Below are 19,325 nucleotides of genomic sequence, written 5' to 3' on the forward strand. Positions count from 1 at the left end.
CTCGAAAGCTCGGCGCGGCCGCGGATTCGCGCGCTATCGCACGCACCACCGGAGAAGGTCGGTTCGCAGGGTCGCATGGACCCTTGCGCTCATTCCGCCGGAAGAGCCGGATCGGCCCACCCGCCGTCGAATACTTCGCCGACGAGCCGACGAGCCGCCTCCTGGAACGCCGCGGAGAGCGACAGCGCGGCATCGTCCACATAGTTCAGTGTGCCGGTCAGCGTCGCGGTGCCGTCGGGAGTGCTGTACATCAGCGCCGCATGACCTCCGGCGCCGCCGTTGTGCATGACGAGGGTGCCGCCGCCGTCCAACTCCTGAACGAAGACCCCCAGCCCGTAGCCCATCCCGGGGATACCCGTCGGGCGCGGGGTGCGCATCTCGGTGAGCAGGCCGTCCGGCAGGAGCTTGCCGCTGTTCAGCGCCGAAATGAAGACGTGCAGGTCCCGGCTGGTCGAGATCATGTCACCACCGCTGGAGATCCAGGAGGGGTTGTGTTCGGTGACGTCGATCGTCAGCTCCTCGCCGGCGTCTTCGTAGCGGTAGTAGGCGTGGGCGTGCGGCTCGGGGATCCCGGTCTGCGTGGTCGGCGCTACGGTGCCCGTCAGTCCCAGCGGTCCCAGGATCAGGCGCTGCATCTCCTGGGCGACCGGGCGTCCGGTGACCTTCTCGACCAGCAGCCGCGCCACCACGTAATTGGTGTTGGAATAGCTCCAGTCCGTCCCCGGCTCGAACCGCGCCGGTTTCGACAGCGCCAGCCGGACCAGTTCCTCCGGCTCGTAGCTGTGGAACCGGTTGTCCACCCACGCCTTACCCGAGATGGTGCAGGGGATCCCCGCCACGACCGTCCCGTCGCCGTAGTACTCCCCGGTGAAGTTGAACAGGCCGCTGGTGTGCTGCAACAGCATCCGCACCGTGATCCGCTCGTCGAACCCGAGCTCCGGCAGATACTCCACCACCGGGACGTCCAGCCCGATCCTGCCCTCACCCACCAGCTGCAACACCAGGGTCGCGGTGAAAGTCTTGGTATTGCTGCCGATCCGGACATGCCCGTCGATCGGCGGCGGCACCGAACCACCCAACTCGGCCACTCCCGCGCTACCGGCCCACTCGCCCCGCTCGTCGTGCACCCGCACCGTGATCCCGATGAGACCGGACGCGACGATCTCCTCGAGCGCTTTCCGCAACTCCGGGCGGTCCCGTTCACCGGCCGCCGGCTCGGTCCGGCCGCCCACGGCGCCCGGCGCGGCGAGGGCGGCGGTGATCTTGCGGGCCATCTCGACCGTCGCCGGGCCGGGCTCACCCCGGCGGGGCCGGGCGGCGGCGTCGACAGCGAGGCCGACCGTGCCGCGGAAGTTCTCGGCCTCGGCCGGATTCTTGTTCTCCAGCAGGTTCACCGCCGCACGCAGCGCCGGGAACACCTGGTCGGCGAGTTCGGCGACAGCCTTTCCGGTGAGTTCCATATCCGCGGACCGCGCGGCGAGCGCATGGCCGACCACCCCGGTCGCCGAGGCCAGGGCGAGGGACCCGTTCGCCACGGCCGAGTGGGCCGCGCCGGTGGCGGCCATCAACGTCACGGCGCCGTAGGCGGCGGTCCGCAGGGTGGCTTGTTCCCGATCGGTCAGGGTGACGGACATGGTGGCGTGCTCCTTCGAAGATGCTGCTGCGGAATTCGATCGAACGGATACCGCGTCCGTCCGAGGCGTGCTGTGCGCTGTGCTGCTCATGGGAATACTGTCGCCGGATCCGCTGACACCGCCCTGATGCCGGCCTGACACAGCCGCCGATACGGGCATCGGCGCTGTTCAGCGGGCGTAGAACCAGTCGGAGCAGTCATCGTTCTTCTCCGAGTGCCCCCGGCGGTGCTGCGGGAGCGCGAGCCCCGGCGATCGCCGAGCCGAGGCCTCATTGCCGACCCATGGGAACATACGTTCGAATGCCGGGGTACCCTGACGACATGGCACTGCAGGGCTCACTCTTCGACGGCTTCGGGGCGGCGGAACTCGCCCCGCTGACCGACGTGGGGCGCACCCCGCTCACCCACGGCGCCTGGGTCGATCTGCGCCCCGGCTGGCTGCGCGGCGCCGACAACCTGTTCGAACAACTGGCCGCGACGGTGCCGTGGCAGGCCGAGCGGCGGCAGATGTACGACCGGGTCGTCGATGTACCGCGACTGCTCTGCTTCTACGGCGAATCCGACCCGTTACCGGACCCCGTCCTGACCGAGGCCCGCGAGGCGCTCAGCACCTACTACGGACCCGAACTCGGCGAACCGTTCCGCACCGCGGGGTTCTGCTACTACCGCGACGGCCGCGACAGCGTGGCCTGGCACGGCGACACCATCGGACGCGGCGCCGCGCACGACACCATGGTCGCCATCCTCACCCTGGGAGCGCCGCGGCCACTGCTGCTGCGACCCCGCACCGGCGGGCCGAGCCTGCGCTTCCACCCGGGGCACGGCGATCTACTGGTCATGGGCGGCTCCTGCCAGCGCACCTGGGAGCACGCGGTGCCCAAGACCCGGCGGGCGACCGGGCCGCGGATCAGCATCCAGTTCCGGCCGCGCAACGTGCGCTGAATCTCGAGGCGTTACGGCGTATGCAGGACCGCGCGCACCTGCTGATCGACCGCCGCCAGCAACCGATCGGCCGATCCCGCGCGGACCATATCCGGCACGGTTTGACCCGCCAGACCGTCCAGCAGCAGCCGCCCGACCGTCTCCGCGTCCAGATCCGGGCGTGCTTCGCTCAGTAGGGCGGTGATGTGGGCACGCCAGAACCGGTGGAACTCCTCGGTGCGCGGATGTGGCGGGACCACCCGGTAGACCTCCATGAGCGCCAGGTTGTCGATCACCAGCCGGGCCATGGCGTCGAAAAAGGCGAGCAGCCGGTCACCGGCCGGCGCGCCGGGACCCAGCGGCGGGGGGCCGTCGGCCACAGCGGACATCAGGGTGATCGCGCTTTCGGCGACCATCTCGTGCAGCAATCCGGCCCGGTTGCCGAAACGATGGAAGATCGTCCCCTTGCCCACGCCGGCGGCCGCCGCGACCCGGTCCATGGTGACCGCCTCCGGTCCGTGCTCGGCGAGTAGCGCCGCGGTCGCGTCCAGGATGGCGCGCCGATTGCGGGCGGCGTCCGCGCGTTCCTTCGGAATTGTCGCACCACCTTCGTTGACAACTTGACCGGCGGTCCATATCTTGGAGAAGTTATCTGGACCGTCAGTCAACTTATGGAGTTCCAATGCAGGCAATCGTAATGACGAATACGGGCGGGCCCGAGGTGCTGGTACCCCGGGAAGCCCCGGAGCCGGCCCCCGGCCCGGGCGAAGTAGTGATCAGGACCGAGGCGATTCCCGTCCTGTACCCCGAAACCCAGCTGCGCTCCGGCGCGTTTCCGATGGCGTCACCCCCGCCGGTCGTCTTCGGCTTCCAGGCGGCCGGCGAAGTGATCGCCGTGGGCGAGGGCGTCGGATCCGAGCACCTCGGACAACGGGTGGTGGCCGCTACGGACGGTACGGGGTCGTATGCCGAGTTGGTCCGCGCGAGAGCGGAAGCCACGACTCCGATTCCCGCGGGCGTCACGGCCGCCGCCGCGGCGGCGGTGATGATGAGCGGTTCGGTGGCGCTGGCGCTGCTGGAAGCCGCGGCGCTGACCGGCTCCGAAACAGTGCTGATCGAGGCCGGCGCCACCGGCGTGGGTGCCCACCTGGTCCAATTGGCCCGCGAATTCGGCGCGGCCCGGGTGATCGCGACCGCCGGCGGTCCGGACAAGGTCCGGCGCGCGCGGGAATTGGGCGCCGACGAGGTGATCGACCACCGCGAGGCGCACTGGCCCGAGGAACTTCGCGGGGAACCGGGCCGCACGATCGATATCGTGTTCGACTCACTCGGCGGTGCCTCGGCGGCCGCGCTGCTCGATACCATGACGCCCGGCTCCGGGCGAATGCTCAGCTACGGCTGGCTCTCCGGGGAACCCGCCCGCGTCTCGGCGGCCGACCTCATCCCGCACGGGCTGACACTCACCGGATGCTCCGGCTCCGCCTGGCACGGCCGGGTGGGCCACGCCCGTGCCGCGATACTCGAGCGAGTACCGGCCCTGGCGGCACCGGTGGAAACGATCCTGCCGCTCGACCGCGCCGCCGCGGCCCACGAACTGCTGGAATCCCGGGCGCCGCTCGGCAAGATCATCCTGCGGCCGGGCCCGGCGGCACGCTGATCAGCGCGTCAGGACGAAGAAGTACGGTTCGGCCAGACCGCGCATATCCATCACACCGAGCAGCCTGTCGTCGCCGAGCCGGCGGAAATGGTCGATGATCGGCAGATGGTCGTAGACCATGGCGGCGCCGACCACGCCGCGGTACTCGATATCGCGTAGCCGGGCCGTCGCCTTGCGGGTACGCAGCAGCGGGCCGAGGGTGCGCAGGTTCTTGCGGACCGCGCGCAGCCAGTGCGCCGGAATCCGGCCCGCCAGCGAGAGCGGGACCCGGCGCGGATCCACCGCGAACACGGTGCCGCGCTCATCGGTGAACAGCAGCGGATGCACCTGATCGGGTGCATCGAACTGTTTTCCGTACCAACCGGATTCGGACAGGGTGCCGTCCATCGGGTGACCGGTGGGCAGTTCCGAACCGCGCCAGCGGCCGGTGGTCACCTCGTCCACCCGCGCGGCCGGCAACCGGTCGAAGATCTCCCAGGCCTCCGCGGCGGTGCAGCCGCCCTCGGGCAGGGTGATACCCGCGTTCTCGGTCATGGTCCGCACTCCTCGACATCATGGGACGTTGCGATGAACAGCCTATCGCCCTCTCATCGAGTCGCGCGGCGGACCGGGGCCGGAAAGATCCGGCATGGGCTCAGCCGGTGATCTCCCACTCGTGAACCGTGATCGCGGACGAGCCGGTGGTGTGCAGCGGATCGGTGTACACCACCGCCTCGGCGGCCGCGAGCGAATCCGCGAGCACGAGGTACGCCCCACCACTGCCGTCGGTGAACGGACCACTCTCCTGCAGCATGTCCTTCGCACGCAGCTCGGCGAGGAACCGGCGGTGCGGTTCGGCCACCGCCGGGTCGTAGGCCGGAGTACGGAGGGCCAGCACCAGGTACTTGCGCATCTCAGTCCTCCGATTCCGGATCGCCGGCACGCCCGGCGGCCGCGGCGGCCGCGCGAATCTGCGGCGCCACCAGTACCACCTGTCCGAGCACCCCGTTCACAAATCCCGGGGAATCATCGGTGGACAGTTCCTTGGCCAGTTCCACCGCCTCGTCCACCGCGACGATCGGCGGGACATCGGGCGCGTAGAGCAGTTCCCATACCGCGACCCGCAGAATGGCGCGATCCACCGCGGGCAACCGGGGCAGCGTCCAATCCTGCAGATAGGACTCGATGGTCCCGTCCACCCGGTCGAGTTCCTCGGCGATACCGTCCACCAGGGTGCGGGTATAGGCATGCACCGGCGCCACCCCCTGATCGCGGGCCGCGAGCTCGATCCGCTCGTCGGCCAGATCGGCGGGATCGACATCGCGGGCCTCGGCCTCGAAGAGCAGGTCCACTGCCCGGCGGCGCGCCTTGTGGCGGGCGCCGAGCTTCTTGTATGCGGATTTCTTGTCCGCGGGCTGATCGGGCACGTCAGGAGTTGACGCGGCCCAGGTAGCCGCCGTCGCGGGTGTCGATGCGGAGTTTGTCGCCGGTGTTGATGAACAGCGGGACCTGGACCTCGGCGCCGGTCTCCAGGGTGGCGGGCTTGGTGCCGCCGGTGGAGCGATCGCCCTGCAGACCGATATCGGTGTGGGTGACCTCGAGCTCGGCGGTGACCGGGAGCTCCACGTACAGCGGCGCGCCTTCGTGCGTGGCGACCTGCACGGTCATGTTCTCCAGCAGGAACCGGGCCTGCTCGCCGATGATGCTCTCCGCGATGGCGATCTGGTCGAAGGTCTCGCCGTCCATGAAGACGTAATCGGAGCCGTCGTGGTAGAGGTAGGTCATATCGCGGCGGTCGACCGTGGCGGTCTCCACCTTCACGCCCGCGTTGAAGGTTTTGTCGACGGTCTTGCCCGACAGCACGTTCTTCAGCTTCGTCCGCACGAACGCGGGACCCTTACCCGGCTTCACGTGCTGGAACTCGACGATCTGCTGGAGATTACCGTCGATCTTCAGCACGAGGCCGTTCTTGAAGTCGCTGGTGTCCGCCACTGTCTTCGGGTCTCCTCGGTTCTCGGGCGACCGTCGTCATCCGACGACGATCAGATCTTTGCTGGTGTTGGTGAGCAGCTCCGGGCCCCCTTCGCGCACCACGAGCGTGTCCTCGATCCGGACCCCGCCGCGGCCGGGAAAGTACACACCTGGTTCGACGGTCACCGCCACGCCAGACTGGAGTGTACCCGTGCCCGTTTTGGCGATTCCGGGCGCTTCGTGGATGCGCAACCCCACCCCGTGCCCCAGACCGTGCACGAACAGCGGCCCGTGACCGGCGGCCGCGATGACCTCACGGGCGGCCGCGTCCACATCGGCACACGGCACACCGGGCCGCAGCGCCTCCCGGCCGGCCCGCTGGGCGGCATACACCAGGTCGTAGACCTCACGCTGCCAGGACGCGGGTTCGCCGAGCACGAAGGTCCGGGTCATATCCGAGTGGTAGCCGTCCACCACGGCGCCGAAATCGATCTTCACGAAATCACCGGCGGCCAGTACCGCCTCGGTGGGCCGGTGATGCGGAACAGCGGAATTCGCTCCGGACGCGACAATGGTCTCGAAGGCGATGCCGGCCGCCCCGCGCTCGAACATCGCCCATTCCAGATCCCGGGCGACCTGACGCTCGGTGCGTCCCGGCCGCAGCGCCCCGGCCTCCAGCAGTGCCGCCAAGGCTCCGTCGCCGACGGCGCAGGCGGTGCGCAGCAGGTCGATCTCGTACTCGTCCTTGACCATGCGCAGCTGCTCGACCAGGCCCGGTGTCGCCACGAACTCCAGGCCCGAGCCGAGCTCGAGCAGCACCCGGTGCTGATCGACGGTGACGATATGGCTCTCGTAACCCAACCGGCCGAACTGCCACTCCCCCGCCAGTTCCACCACCCGGCGCGACACCGCCCGGGCGATCTCGGCGCGCAGATCGGGTACCTGCTCGGCGACCTGGGTGTCGTAGCGCCCGTCGGTCGCGATCACGGTGCGGTCCTCCGCGCCGGGGGTGTCCCATGAGTGCACCAGCAGCGCGGCGTTCGACCCGGTGAATCCGGTGAGATAGCGGATGTTCACCAGATCGGTGACCAGGAGGCCGTCGATCTCGTTCTGGATCAGCAGGTTGCGCAGGGCACCGCGCCGGGCAGCGTAATCGGGCCGGACCCGCGGGCCCCGACCGGCATCAGCAGACATGGCATAAAAGTACCGCCGACCCGGCCTCGGCACACGGGCCGACCGGGCGACGGACACCCCGAAAATGAGGATCGCTCGCTGTTCACATATCGGCCCGGCGTCCCGACTTGTCCACAGATCGTGTTCGCCGCCACCGGTACGGCCCGCCGGCGGCGATCGTGGACGACGTGACGACCTTCGGTTTCCTCGCCTTGACCGTCTGGTGCGCGGCGCTGAGCATCAGCGATATCCGCTCCCGGCGCCTACCGAACCTGCTCACGGTGCCCGGAGCCGTGATCGTGCTCGGTTACGCGGCGCTGACCGGGCACTTTCCCACCGCCGCCCGGGGCGCGGCATTGCTCGCGACCCCTTATCTGCTGATCCACCTGACGCGCCCGGCCGCACTCGGGGCCGGTGACGTGAAACTGGCCGTGGGACTGGGCGCGGCCGCCGGGCTCGGTGGTGGTCCCGTCTGGGTCTGGTCGGCGGTCGCGGCGCCGGTGTGTACCGCGATCGCCGGAGTCGGCGCACTGCTCGGTTCTCGGGTGGGCCGGCGGATATACGGCGGCCCCGCCCCGCGGGCGCCCGCACCGGAAGGCCCCGGACCCACGATCCCGCACGGTCCGTCGATGTGTGCCGCGACACTTCTCGGACTCGCCCTGTGGTGACCCCGCGGCAATCCCGGACAGCACGCACGTCCCGGGGCGATGAGCACGGCCGACCGCATCCCCCGTCCGTCGCGCCGACATGGGAAGATGGTCGGCGTGCTGCGCTGGATAACTGCTGGAGAATCCCATGGACCCGCTCTCGTCGCCATCCTGGAAGGGATGGTCGCCGGTGTCGAGGTGACCTCGGAGGAGATCTCCGCACAGCTGGCGCGCCGACGGCTGGGCTACGGTCGCGGCGCCCGGATGAAGTTCGAGGCCGACAAGGTCACCGTGATCGGCGGGGTCCGTCATGGCCGCACCATGGGCGGGCCCGTCGCCATCGAGATCGCCAATTCCGAATGGCCCAAGTGGACCACCGTCATGTCCGCCGATCCCGTCGACGAGGCCGAACTGGCCGAACTGGCCCGCAACGCTCCGCTCACCCGCCCCCGCCCCGGCCATGCCGACTACTCGGGCATGCTCAAATACGGTTTCGACGACGCCCGCCCGGTGCTGGAACGCGCCAGCGCCCGCGAGACCGCGGCCCGGGTCGCGGCCGGGACGGTGGCGCGCGCCTTCCTGCGCCAGGCCCTCGGGGTGGAAGTCGTCTCCCATGTGGTCTCCATCGGTACGGCCGCGAACACCACCGGGGTGGTCCCCACCGGCGCCGATCTGGCAGCGATCGACGAGAGCCCGGTGCGCGCGTTCGATGCCGGCGCCGAGGCGGCCATGATCGCCGAGATCGAGGCGGCGAAGAAGGACGGCGACACGCTGGGCGGGGTGGTCGAGGTGGTCGTCACCGGGCTCCCGATCGGACTCGGCTCCTTCACCAGCGGCGAGAACCGGCTGGACTCGCGGCTCGCGGCAGCGCTCATGGGTATCCAGGCCATCAAGGGCGTCGAGGTCGGCGACGGTTTCGAGACGGCGCGGCGCCGCGGCAGCCAGGCCCACGACGAGATGCGTCCCGGCAGTGACGGCGTGCTGCGGTCCACCAACCGCGCCGGCGGTCTCGAGGGCGGGATGACCAACGGGGAGGCCCTGCGCGTACGCGCGGCCATGAAACCCATCTCCACGGTGCCACGCGCGCTGGCCACCGTCGATATGTCCACCGGCGAAGAGGCCGTGGCGATCCACCAGCGTTCCGATGTCTGTGCCGTTCCGGCGGCCGGCGTGGTCGCCGAATCGATGGTCGCGCTGGTAGTGGCCCAGGCCGCGCTGGAGAAGTTCGGTGGCGATTCGCTCGCCGAGACGGTGGGCAACCTCGGCGGCTATGTGAAGCGGATCAGCGGGCGCCCCCATCTGAACCCGGGCGATACCGTCGCCGACCCGGCGTAATGACCGAGCAGACCGGTCCGCACGGCCCACTGGTAGTGCTGATCGGCCCGCCCGGGGCGGGCAAGACCACCATCGGCCGCAAACTCGCCCGGGAACTCGGCGTCGAGCTCTACGACACCGACGCCGGGATCGAGGAGGTGACCGGCCGCACCATTCCGGAGATCTTCGCCGAGGACGGGGAAACCGAATTCCGCCGGATCGAGGAAGAGGTGGTCGGCGACGCGCTCGCCACGCGCAGCGGTGTCGTCTCCCTCGGTGGCGGCGCGGTGCTCTCGGAACGCACCCGCGTCCTGCTCCGCGACCGGACCGTGGTGTACCTGGAGATCAGCATTGCCGAGGGGCTGCGCCGCACGGGCGCCGGTACCCACCGGCCGCTGCTGGGTGGCGCCGACCCCGGGACGAAATACCGGGAACTCATGCGGACCCGGCGGCCGCTCTACCGGGAGGTGACCTCGGTCCGGGTGCGCACCGACGGCCGCAGTCCCGGCCGTGTGGTCCGCTCGATTCTGGGGAAACTCGCACTGGAATCGGTCCGGGTGGCCGCCGACACCCCCGATGCGGACCTGCCCGAAGGCTCCGGTACCCAGCGCACCAGCAGGTCGCGGGCCCGCCGGCGGGCCCGGGCGCGGGCGCGCCGCACCCCGGTACCACGCGCGGCGGCCTCCGGCGAGACAGGCACTGCCGCCGCTTCCGGAGGCGATGCCGCGGCATCGGGCACCCCGGGGAGCGACACCGGAACATCATCCGCCGCCGAGCCCGCGCAGGCCGCCGACAACGGCCTGCGTACTCCGGGCCGGTCCCGGCGGGCGCGCGCCAGACGGGCCCGGGCCCGGCGGCAGCAACGAGAACAGGCCGAACAGACACAGACAGGATCGGAGCAGCACACGTGACAGAACCGACGCGTATCGAGGTCCGCACCGCACAGCCCTATCCGGTGATCATCGGCCGCGGTCTGCTCGGGGACCTCGTCGAGGTGGTCACCGGCGCGGGCGGCGTACGGACCGTCGCCCTGTTCCATCAGCCGTCGCTGGTCGAAACCGCCGAGGTGGTGCGCACCACGCTGGCCGAGGCCGGGCTGGACGCCCACCGCATCGAGATCCCGGACGCCGAGGCGGGCAAGGAACTCGCCGTGGCAGGTTTCTGCTGGGAGGTTCTCGGCCGGATCGGTCTCACCCGCAACGATGTGGTGGTGAGTCTCGGCGGTGGCGCGGCCACCGATCTCGCCGGATTCGTCGCCGCGACCTGGATGCGCGGGGTGAAGGTCGTCCACGTACCCACCACGCTGCTGGCCATGGTGGACGCCGCGGTGGGCGGTAAGACCGGTATCAACACCGAAGCGGGGAAGAACCTCGTCGGCTGTTTCCACGAGCCGTCCGCCGTGCTGGTCGACCTGGTGACCCTGGAAACCGTACCGCGCAACGAGATCGTGGCGGGGATGGCGGAGATCATCAAGGCCGGGTTCATCGCCGACCCGGTCATCCTCGACCTGGTCGAACGCGACCCGCAGGCCGCGCTGGACCCGACCGGCGAGGTACTGCCGGAGCTCATTCGCCGGGCAGTGGCGGTGAAAGCGGAGGTGGTCGCGGCCGATCTCAAGGAGTCCGCGCTGCGCGAGATCCTCAATTACGGTCATACGCTGGGCCATGCGATCGAACGCCGGGAGCGCTACCGCTGGCGGCACGGCGCGGCGGTATCGGTGGGCCTGGTCTTCGCCGCGGAACTGGGCCGGCTGGCCGGCCGGCTCGATGACGCCACCGCCAACCGGCACCGCAGCATCCTGGAGAGCGTCGGACTGCCCACCACCTACGATCCCGATGCCCTGCCGCAGCTGCTGGAGAGTATGCAGACCGACAAGAAGACCCGCTCCGGCGTGCTGCGGTTCGTGGTGCTCGACGGACTGGCCAAACCCGGCCGGTTGGAAGGCCCCGACCCCGCCCTGCTCGCCGCCGCGTATTCGGCGGTCGCCGGCTCCGGGTCCACCGGAGGCAGCGCGATCCTGCTGTGAAACCGGGTGGGCCGGCGGTGAGACGATGCAGCGGAGGGCGACGATCGCGGCCCTCCGGCCTGGTACACATATTCCGTCCCCGGGGGCTCGACCGATCCAGGCGCTCATCTCGGGGTCCGCAGTACCGAGTGTGACGGCGTTGGCGGTGGCCCCTGGCAATTCCGCCGGTCCGAGCCCGTCATGTGCGCCGCAGCCGAGGATGGTTCCGGCCCGCGCGGGCTCGTCGGACCGTCAGGCGGGCGAACCGAGCGCGGGGGTGACACCACCCGCCGACCGCTCGTTGTCGCGGCTGCCCAGCCGCCGTCCGACGGCCACCCCGACGAGCCCGGGCACGAAGACCAGCAGGACGATGAACGACGAGGCGGCGGTGGCCTCGAACAGCAGCCCGCCGTCGCCGAGGTCGACCTTCGGCAGGAAATCGAGCAGCCAGGACACCAGTCCGCTGCCCACGCCGGCGACCACCGCGGTCTGCAGCCACCGGATCGTCAGGTCCGCGCCGTGCTCGGGGTTCGGGTGCTCGTGGCGGTCGGCCCGGCCGTCGCGCACGCCCCAGGCCACTGCGGTACCGATCAGCACCACCAGGCACAGCAGCCGCAACCACACCCCGTAGGTGGGGATGTAGCCCATCGCGAACCCGAGGAGCACCCGCAGGACGACGGCCAGCCCACCGAGCGCCAGTGCCCGCAACAACCACGCAGTCATGCCGATCACCATAACTCCCCCGCGCACCGGACTAGAACCCGTTACAGATATTCGCCGGGATCCGATGCGCTGCCGGCGACATCAGCCGAGGTCGGCGAGCGCGGCGGCCATCGCATCCCGGGGGGCGGGGCGGCCGGTGAACTGCTCGACCTGGCCGTAGGCCTGTTCGAGCAGCATCTGCAGACCGCCGATCACCGTGTGCCCGGCGGCGGCAACCACTTCGGCCAGCGGGGTGGGCCATGGGTCGTACAACGCGTCGAGCACCACGGGTGCCTCGGCCACCGGTCCGGCGATCGCCGCGGCCGCCGCGGCCGGCACTGTGCTCACCACGGCGCCCGCACGGCCACAGACACCGGCCAGCTCCGGCGCCTCGAATCCGATCACCCGGACGGCCGCGCCGAGCCGCTCGGCGAGTTCGCGCGCGCCCGCCGCGCGGCCGGCATCGCGGGCGACGAGGGTGATGGTCGTGGCCCCGAGTTCGGTCAGCGCCAGCAGCGCGGGACGGGCGGTGCCCCCGGCCCCCAGCACCACCGCCTCGGACAGTTCCCGCACCCCGCCGCCGCGCAGGGCGCCCAGCACCCCGTCGACATCGGTGCAGTCGGCACGCCAGCCGGCCGCCGTCCGCACCAGGGTGTTGGCCGAACCGACCAGTACCGCGCGTTCGGTGCGTACCTGCGCGTACGCGAGGGCCGCTTCCTTGCCCGGCATGGTCACCGACAATCCGGCCCATTCCGGGCCGAGCCCCTCCACCAGACCGGGCAACCGGTCGGCGGTGCATTCGATCCGCTCGTAGGTCCAGTCCAGGCCGAGCGCGCGGTAGGCCGCCAGATGCAGCTGCGGAGACTTCGAATGGGTGATGGGGCTGCCGAGCACAGCGGCGCGGCGGGGGCCCGCCGGTTCAGCGCCCACTGTCCAGGATCCCGCTCTCCATCGCCAATTCGATGTTATGCAGATGTTCGGAATAGCTCTCGGTGAACAGCGTGGTCCCTTCTTTGTCGACCGTCACGAAGTACAGCCACGTCCCGGGCTCGGGTTCCTCCATGGCCTCCAGCGCCGCGATCGAGGGCGAGGAGATCGGGGTCGCGGGCAACCCGGGCATGGCGTAGGTGTTCCACGGCGTGGTCTGCCCGCGGTCGGCGTCGGTGGTCGCCACCTCGGTTTTGTCGAGTGCGTAGTTGACGGTGGAATCGAACTGCAGCGGCTGGTCGATATCCAGCCGGTTCACGATCACCCGGGCCACCTTGCTCATATCCTGCGGCAGTGCTTCACGTTCCACGAGGGAGGCGCCGATCAGGGTTTCGTACGGGCTGAGCCCGTTGCTCCGGCCGGATTCCAGCAGTCCGGTGGACTCGTAGCTGCGGGCGCTCTCGGTCACCAGCTGTCGCAGAATATCCAGCGCGGAACCGCTCGGATCGAAATCCCAGCTGCCGGCGGCGATCAGGCCCTCGAGCTGGCGGGCACGGTCGGGCACCGTGCGGACCGACTCCACCGCCCATTCCGGGACGCCGAGCGCGGCCAGATCGGTGGTGGCGCCGGCCTGGGCCAGTTGGTCGTAGGTGACACAGTGGCGTTCGGGCTCGGCACCCATGCAGCTGGCGGCGGCGATCTTGGTGTAGATGCCCTCCTTGCGCGCGCCGGTGTTCACATCGTGCTGATCGTGCAGCTGCCGACCTTCGGAGACGACGACATTTCCGACCCGCGAGCCGGGCGCGACGAGCGCCGCGACCGCGTCCGCGGCCGGACTGTGCACCGGAATCGCGTAGTAGCCGGGCTGGAGCGAATTCATCCCCTCGTTCTGCACGGCGGCCTCGTAGAAGGCGGCGGAACTGGCCACGATCCCCGCTTCCGCCATCGTCGAGGCGACCTCGGTGGCGGTATCGCCGGATTTCACCTGGACCACCACGGGCGCACCGGCGGGGCCGGCGAAATCCTCGGCCGGGGTGTAGCGATTGACCAGCTTGTACACCCCTGCCCCGACGACCAGCACCAGCAGGACCCCGGCGGCCACCCAGATCAGCCGGCGGCGGCCGCCCTCCTGTTTACGGGCGGCTTTCCGCGCCGCCGCGCGGCCCCCACGAGCGGGCGCGGTCCGCGCACCGGCGCGGCGTCGAGGGCGCGGCCGCGGCTCGGGTTCGGGCTCGTCGTCGACATCGTCGTCGTATTCGTCCTCGTCGACATAGCGGGGAATGACGGCGGTGTCATCGTCCTCGTAGGGGTCCCAGCCGTCCGCGGGCTCGTCCTCCCACTCCGGCTCGTCGGCCACCGGCGTGGCGGCGGCCCGGCGGGACCGCTCCCATGCCTTGTCGTCGCGGCGATATTTTCGCTCGGCCTCACGCTGCCGGAATTGCGCCTCCGCCCGCGCCCATCGATCCGTCATTCATCGTCTCCGGACAACGCGGTACGTGCCGCGTCCTCGGCCGACCTCATCACAGAACTCCGTTCGTCCAACCAGCTCTGCAGGATCGACACAGCAGCAGCCTGGTCGATCACCTGCCGCTGTCCGCGCGCTCGAACACCACTGTCCCGCAGAGCGCGTGCAGCAGACACCGTAGTCAAACGTTCGTCGGAAAGCCGGATCGGCACTTCGGGCAGCGAGTCGCGCAACCTTCCGGCGAATTCCGTTGCCATGCGCGCCGAGGTCCCCTTCTCGCCGCGCAGCGTGCGAGGCAACCCGACGATGATCTCCACCGCCTCGTACTCGTCCGCGATCGCCGCGATCCGCGCGATATCCGCGCCCGCCCCGGGCGCGGAACCGCCGGCGTGGGCAGCCCGCGGCCGCCCGGCGCGCCGGGAGCCGGTATCGCGGGGCACGGTCTCCACCGGGGTCGCGAGGATCCCGTCGGGATCACTCGCGGCCACTCCGATCCGCACACTGCCCACATCGATGCCCAGCCGCCTGCCCCGGCCCGGATCCGTGACAGGATCGGGCCGGTCGACGGGCGGGTCGTCCAGCGAGCCCACCGTCATCAGCCGGCGTGCGCGCCGATGTGAGCGCGTACCGCCGCCAGACCCGCGTCGATACCGGACGGGTCCGAGCCCGCGCCCTGCGCCATCTCCGGCTTGCCGCCACCGCGGCCGGAGATCCGCGGCCCGAAGACGGCCACCAGATCACCGGCGGCGAAGCCCAGCGCCTGGGCGGGCTTGTTCACGGTCACCACGAACGGCACCTTGCCCTCGTTATTTCCGAGCAACACCACGACGGCGGGTGTGGAACCCAGTCGGCCACGGATATCGGTGGCCAGGGTGCGCAGATCCCCCGCCGATACTCCGGCCGGTGCGGCGGCCGCGACCAGCAGCACGTCCCCCAGCCGTTCGGCGGCATCGGCATAGGAACCCGCCGACGACAGCACGGCCGCGATCTTGGTCCGCTCGAGTTCCTTCTCGGCGACGCGGAGCCGGTCCACCAGCTGCTCGACCCGCCCCGGCACCTCGTCCGAGGGCACCTTCAGCATCGAGGCGACCCCGGCCAGCAACGCGCGTTCCTTGGCCAGATATTGGTACGAATCCAATCCGACGAACGCCTCCACCCGGCGTACGCCCGAACCCACCGACGATTCGCCGAGCAGGGTGATCGGGCCGATCTGCGAGGAATGACCCACGTGGGTGCCACCGCAGAGCTCCATGGAGAACGGCCCGCCGATCTCGACCACGCGGACCCGGTCGCCGTAGTTCTCCCCGAACAGCGCCAGCGCGCCCATTTCCTTGGCCTTGGGCAGATCGGTGACGAAGGTGTTCACCGGGAAGTCCGCGCCCACGCCGTCGTTGGACACCGCCTCGATATCGGCCTTCTGCTGCTCGCTGAGCTGACCCTGCCAGTTGAAATCGAACCGCAGGTAGCCCGGTTTGTTGAGCGAACCGGCCTGGACCGCGTTCGGTCCCAGCACCTGGCGCAGTGCCGCGTGCACCATATGGGTGCCCGAATGTCCCTGGGTGGCGCCGCGCCGCCAGCCCGGGTCCACCTGGGCCAGCACCACATCACCCTCGGTGATCTGTCCCTGTTCGACGGTGCACCGATGCACCCAGAGCTTTTTCGCGATCTTCTGCACATCGTTGACGACGAGTTTCGTCCCCGCCGCGGTGATCGTGCCGCGGTCGGCGATCTGACCACCGGATTCCGCGTAGAGGGGGCTACGGTCCAGGATCACCTCGATATCGGTGCCCGCCGGCGCGGTCGGCACCCGGACTCCCTCGGAGATCAGGGCCAGTACATGGGCCTCGGAGGTCAGCTCGTCGAAACCGGTGAATGCCGTATCGCCGCGATCGACCAGGTCCTTGTACACCGAGAGATCGGCGTGCGCGTGCTTGCGGGCGTGCGCGTCCTCCTTCGCCCGCCGCCGCTGTTCGGCCATGAGCGTACGGAACCCGTCCTCGTCCACCGAGAGGCCGGCTTCCGCGGCCATCTCCAGGGTCAGGTCGATCGGGAAACCGTAGGTGTCGTGCAGGGTGAAGGCGTCGGCGCCGGAGATGGTGCCGGCGCCGCCGCGCGAGGTCGCCGCCTTGACCTGCTCCGCTGTTTCGTCGAACAGCTTGGAACCCGTGCTCAAGGTTTTGCGGAAGGCCGTCTCCTCGCCGACCGCGACGGTTTCGATCCGCGCGTAGTCGGTGGACAGTTCGGGATACGAGGGCGCCATGAGCTCGCTCACGACCCGCATGAACTCGCTCATCACCGGTTGTTCGGCGCCGAGCAGCCGGGCCGAGCGCACGATCCGGCGCAGCAACCGGCGCAGCACGTAGCCGCGGCCGTCGTTGCCGGGGTTGACACCGTCGGCGATCAGCATGGCCGAGGTGCGCGCGTGGTCGGCGATCACCCGGAACCGGACGTCGTCGGCGTGTTCGACACCGTAGGAGCGGCCGGTCAATTCCTCGGCCTTGTCGATGATGGGACGCAACAGATCGGTTTCGTAGACATTGTCGACGCCCTGCAGCAGCAGTGCGATGCGCTCGACGCCCATACCGGTATCGATGTTCTTCTTCGGCAGCACACCCACCGGCGGAAAGCCCAGTTTCGGGCTGTCCTCGCCGCGGATGTCCTGCATGAAGACCAGGTTCCAGATCTCCAGGTAACGGTCCTCGTCGGCGACGGGGCCACCGTCGCGGCCGTACTCGGGCCCGCGGTCGTAGTAGATCTCCGAACAGGGCCCGCCGGGACCGGGCACGCCCATATCCCAGTAGTTGTCCTTACCGTCGCGGAACTGGATCCGCTCCTCGGGGATACCGGCCACCCGGCGCCAGATCTCGGCGGCCTCGGGGTCGTCCTGATAGGCGGTGACCCAGATCCGCTCCGGGTCGAACCCGTACCCGCCGTCCTCCTGCGAGTTGGTGATCAGCTCCCAGGCGAAGCGGATGGCGCCTTCCTTGAAATAGTCACCGAACGAGAAATTACCCGCCATCTGGAAGAACGTATTGTGCCGAGTGGTGACGCCGACTTCCTCGATATCACCGGTGCGCACACATTTCTGCACGCTGGTCGCGCGCGGGAACGGCGGCGTCTGCTGACCGAGGAAATACGGCTTGAACTGCACCATGCCCGCGTTCACGAACAGCAGGTTCGGGTCGTCGAGAATCAGCGATGCACTGGACACCTCTGTATGCCCGGCACTAACGAAATGGTCCAGGAACCGCCGTCTGATCTCGTGGGTCTGCACGAATATCCAGCCTACCGGTGCCGCGCACCCGAATTATCACCGAGCCGGTTTTCCGGGGCGCAGACCGCGCACGATCCGGCGCAGCGTGCTCACCCGGGGCCCCACCGCCCGCTCGTGGCCGTGGTCGGTCGGGTGGTAATAGTCCACCCCGACGAGTCCGTCCGGCGGGTACTGCTGGGCGAGGACCCCGTCCGGGTCGTCGTGCGGGTAGCGGTAGCCCTGGGCGTTGCCGAGCCGCTCCGCGCCCGCGTAGTGCCCGTCCCGCAGATGCGGGGGCACCGTGCCCGCCTTCCCGGCGGCCACATCGGCCAAGGCCGCGCCGATCGCCGCGACCACCGCGCCCGATTTCGGCGCGGTCGCGAGATGGATGGTGGCCTGTGCCAGCGCCAGCCGGGCCTCCGGTAACCCGACCAGCTGCACCACCTGGGCCGCCGCGGTCGCCGTCTGCAGCGCAGTCGGGTCGGCCATACCGACGTCCTCGCTGGCATGGATCATCAGGCGGCGGGCGATGAAGCGCGGGTCCTCCCCCGCGGTCAGCATGCGGGCCAGATAGTGCAGCGCCGCGTCCACGTCGGAGCCGCGGATCGATTTGATGAACGCGCTGATCACGTCGTAGTGCTGGTCACCGGCCCGGTCGTACCGGACGGCCGCCTTGTCGATACTGGCGGCCACCAGGTCGAGATCCACCGTCCCGTCCAGCGAGGATTCCGCCGAGGCCTCCAGCGCGGTGAGGGCCCGCCGGGCATCACCGCCGGCGATCCGCACGATGTGGTCGAGGGCCTCGCCGGTCACCGTGTACTGCCCGTCCAGACCCCGCGGATCGGCGATGGCCCGGGTGAGCACGGCCCGGATATCGTCGGGCCCGAGCGAGTGCAGCTGCAGCACCAGCGACCGCGACAGCAGCGGCGCCACCACCGAGAACGACGGATTCTCCGTGGTCGCGCCGACCAGCAGCACGATGCGGTTCTCCACCGCGGCCAGCAGCGCGTCCTGCTGGGTTTTGGAGAAACGGTGCACCTCGTCGATGAACAGCACGGTCTGTTCGCCCGCGGTGAGCCGCCGACGTGAGATATCGATGACCGCCCGCACCTCTTTGACGCCGGCGGACAGGGCCGACAGGGCCTCGAACCGGCGCCCGGTGGCATACGAGATCAGCGACGCGAGCGTCGTCTTCCCGGTACCGGGCGGCCCGTACAGCAGCACCGACGCCGCACCCGACCCCTCCACCAGCCGCCGCAGCGGCGACCCGGGGCCCAGCAGATGCTGCTGCCCGACGACCTCGTCGAGCGAGGCGGGCCGCATCCGCACCGCGAGCGGAGCACGCGCCCCACCATCCCGTGCGGCCTCGCCCGCGAAGGCGATATCCGGTGCGCCCGCCCCCGCACCGGGCATATCGAACAGACCGTCCATGCCTGCGACCGTACCGCCCGGCGCCGACACGGTGGCCGGGCGCGGCCACGGGAGACCGCACGGGCGGCCTCCCGGCTCATCACGCGACAGGTGGGGTCGGTCGGCGAAGTGGGAGGCGGGCTCACACGCCGACCGACAGGCAGACCCACACGCGAAGGTGGCAGGCAGACTCGCCCGCGAAGGTTCTGTGTTTATTTGCGGCGCCTTCGGCGCCGCGGGGTTGAGGCCCCCTTGGTCTCGCCGTTTC

General features: G+C 70.0%; 18 protein-coding genes and 1 pseudogene. 6 read left to right on the plus strand and 13 right to left on the minus strand.

What is annotated here, in order from left to right; all coding sequences use genetic code 11:
* Positions 1-89: 89 nt before the first annotated feature.
* Positions 90-1,634 carry a serine hydrolase domain-containing protein gene (locus ACLML9_RS19390; RefSeq protein WP_411946853.1) on the minus strand — a complete coding sequence of 515 codons (1,545 nt, stop codon included), beginning with the start codon at positions 1,632-1,634 and terminating at the stop codon, positions 90-92.
* A gap of 320 nt (positions 1,635-1,954) precedes the next feature.
* Between ACLML9_RS19390 and ACLML9_RS19395 the strand changes: the two genes are divergently transcribed.
* Complete coding sequence (locus tag ACLML9_RS19395; protein WP_411946854.1) at positions 1,955-2,575, plus strand: alpha-ketoglutarate-dependent dioxygenase AlkB; 621 nt, start codon at positions 1,955-1,957, stop codon at positions 2,573-2,575.
* Between the two features lie 11 nt (positions 2,576-2,586).
* Here the strand turns inward: ACLML9_RS19395 and ACLML9_RS19400 are convergent, their stop codons facing one another.
* Positions 2,587-3,222: a TetR/AcrR family transcriptional regulator gene (locus ACLML9_RS19400; protein ID WP_411946855.1), complete on the minus strand. Its 636-nt coding sequence runs from the start codon at positions 3,220-3,222 to the stop codon at positions 2,587-2,589.
* Between the two features lie 14 nt (positions 3,223-3,236).
* On the opposite strand from ACLML9_RS19400, the gene ACLML9_RS19405 reads away from it, so the two are divergent.
* Positions 3,237-4,211, plus strand: coding sequence for a quinone oxidoreductase family protein (locus ACLML9_RS19405; protein WP_411946856.1), 975 nt, complete (start codon positions 3,237-3,239; stop codon positions 4,209-4,211).
* On the opposite strand, the gene ACLML9_RS19410 is transcribed toward ACLML9_RS19405, so the two are convergent.
* The 5 genes from ACLML9_RS19410 to ACLML9_RS19430 all read right to left on the minus strand — a co-directional run bounded on the left by ACLML9_RS19410 (position 4,212) and on the right by ACLML9_RS19430 (position 7,355).
* A complete protein-coding gene (locus ACLML9_RS19410; protein ID WP_411946857.1) occupies positions 4,212-4,745 on the minus strand; it encodes a DUF4334 domain-containing protein in 534 nt (177 codons plus the stop codon).
* A gap of 100 nt (positions 4,746-4,845) precedes the next feature.
* A complete protein-coding gene (locus ACLML9_RS19415) occupies positions 4,846-5,103 on the minus strand; it encodes a YciI family protein (protein WP_039825567.1) in 258 nt (85 codons plus the stop codon).
* Between the two features lies 1 nt (position 5,104).
* Positions 5,105-5,617, minus strand: a complete 513-nt coding sequence (gene nusB / locus ACLML9_RS19420) for a transcription antitermination factor NusB (protein WP_030521494.1) — start codon at positions 5,615-5,617, stop codon at positions 5,105-5,107.
* Position 5,618: 1 nt separating this feature from the next.
* Positions 5,619-6,182 (minus strand): elongation factor P, encoded by a 564-nt coding sequence (gene efp / locus ACLML9_RS19425; protein WP_411946858.1) that lies wholly within the window; start codon positions 6,180-6,182, stop codon positions 5,619-5,621.
* Between the two features lie 36 nt (positions 6,183-6,218).
* Positions 6,219-7,355 (minus strand): M24 family metallopeptidase, encoded by a 1,137-nt coding sequence (locus tag ACLML9_RS19430; protein ID WP_411946859.1) that lies wholly within the window; start codon positions 7,353-7,355, stop codon positions 6,219-6,221.
* Positions 7,356-7,522: 167 nt separating this feature from the next.
* Between ACLML9_RS19430 and ACLML9_RS19435 the strand changes: the two genes are divergently transcribed.
* The 4 genes and pseudogenes from ACLML9_RS19435 to aroB all read left to right on the plus strand — a co-directional run bounded on the left by ACLML9_RS19435 (position 7,523) and on the right by aroB (position 11,321).
* A complete protein-coding gene (locus ACLML9_RS19435; RefSeq protein WP_411946860.1) occupies positions 7,523-8,002 on the plus strand; it encodes a prepilin peptidase in 480 nt (159 codons plus the stop codon).
* Positions 8,003-8,098: 96 nt separating this feature from the next.
* Positions 8,099-9,316: a chorismate synthase gene (aroC, locus tag ACLML9_RS19440; protein ID WP_411946867.1), complete on the plus strand. Its 1,218-nt coding sequence runs from the start codon at positions 8,099-8,101 to the stop codon at positions 9,314-9,316.
* A pseudogene (locus ACLML9_RS19445) lies at positions 9,316-9,834 on the plus strand (shikimate kinase); the annotation flags it as partial. The gene aroC and the pseudogene ACLML9_RS19445, both read left to right, overlap by 1 nt.
* Positions 9,835-10,202: 368 nt before the next feature.
* Positions 10,203-11,321, plus strand: coding sequence for a 3-dehydroquinate synthase (aroB, locus tag ACLML9_RS19450; RefSeq protein ID WP_411946861.1), 1,119 nt, complete (start codon positions 10,203-10,205; stop codon positions 11,319-11,321).
* A gap of 231 nt (positions 11,322-11,552) precedes the next feature.
* Here the strand turns inward: aroB and ACLML9_RS19455 are convergent, their stop codons facing one another.
* From ACLML9_RS19455 to ACLML9_RS19480, 6 genes are all read right to left on the minus strand, one after another.
* Entirely contained in the window at positions 11,553-12,023 is a 471-nt protein-coding gene (locus tag ACLML9_RS19455; RefSeq protein WP_030521501.1) for a B-4DMT family transporter, read from the minus strand.
* Positions 12,024-12,104: 81 nt separating this feature from the next.
* Positions 12,105-12,932: a shikimate dehydrogenase gene (locus ACLML9_RS19460; RefSeq protein WP_411946862.1), complete on the minus strand. Its 828-nt coding sequence runs from the start codon at positions 12,930-12,932 to the stop codon at positions 12,105-12,107.
* On the minus strand, positions 12,922-14,400 hold the full coding sequence (locus tag ACLML9_RS19465; RefSeq protein WP_411946863.1) for an endolytic transglycosylase MltG: 1,479 nt from the start codon (positions 14,398-14,400) through the stop codon (positions 12,922-12,924). Before ACLML9_RS19465 ends, ACLML9_RS19460 begins: the two co-directional genes overlap by 11 nt.
* Positions 14,397-14,990, minus strand: a complete 594-nt coding sequence (ruvX, locus tag ACLML9_RS19470) for a Holliday junction resolvase RuvX (RefSeq protein WP_411946864.1) — start codon at positions 14,988-14,990, stop codon at positions 14,397-14,399. The genes ACLML9_RS19465 and ruvX overlap by 4 nt, the downstream gene beginning before the upstream one ends.
* Positions 14,990-17,668: an alanine--tRNA ligase gene (alaS, locus tag ACLML9_RS19475; RefSeq protein ID WP_411946865.1), complete on the minus strand. Its 2,679-nt coding sequence runs from the start codon at positions 17,666-17,668 to the stop codon at positions 14,990-14,992. Before alaS ends, ruvX begins: the two co-directional genes overlap by 1 nt.
* 36 nt (positions 17,669-17,704) lie before the next feature.
* Positions 17,705-19,078 (minus strand): replication-associated recombination protein A, encoded by a 1,374-nt coding sequence (locus ACLML9_RS19480; RefSeq protein WP_411946866.1) that lies wholly within the window; start codon positions 19,076-19,078, stop codon positions 17,705-17,707.
* Positions 19,079-19,325: the final 247 nt, after the last annotated feature.

This window comes from Nocardia sp. NPDC002869, assembly GCF_046764065.1.
Lineage (GTDB): Bacteria > Actinomycetota > Actinomycetes > Mycobacteriales > Mycobacteriaceae > Nocardia > Nocardia rhamnosiphila.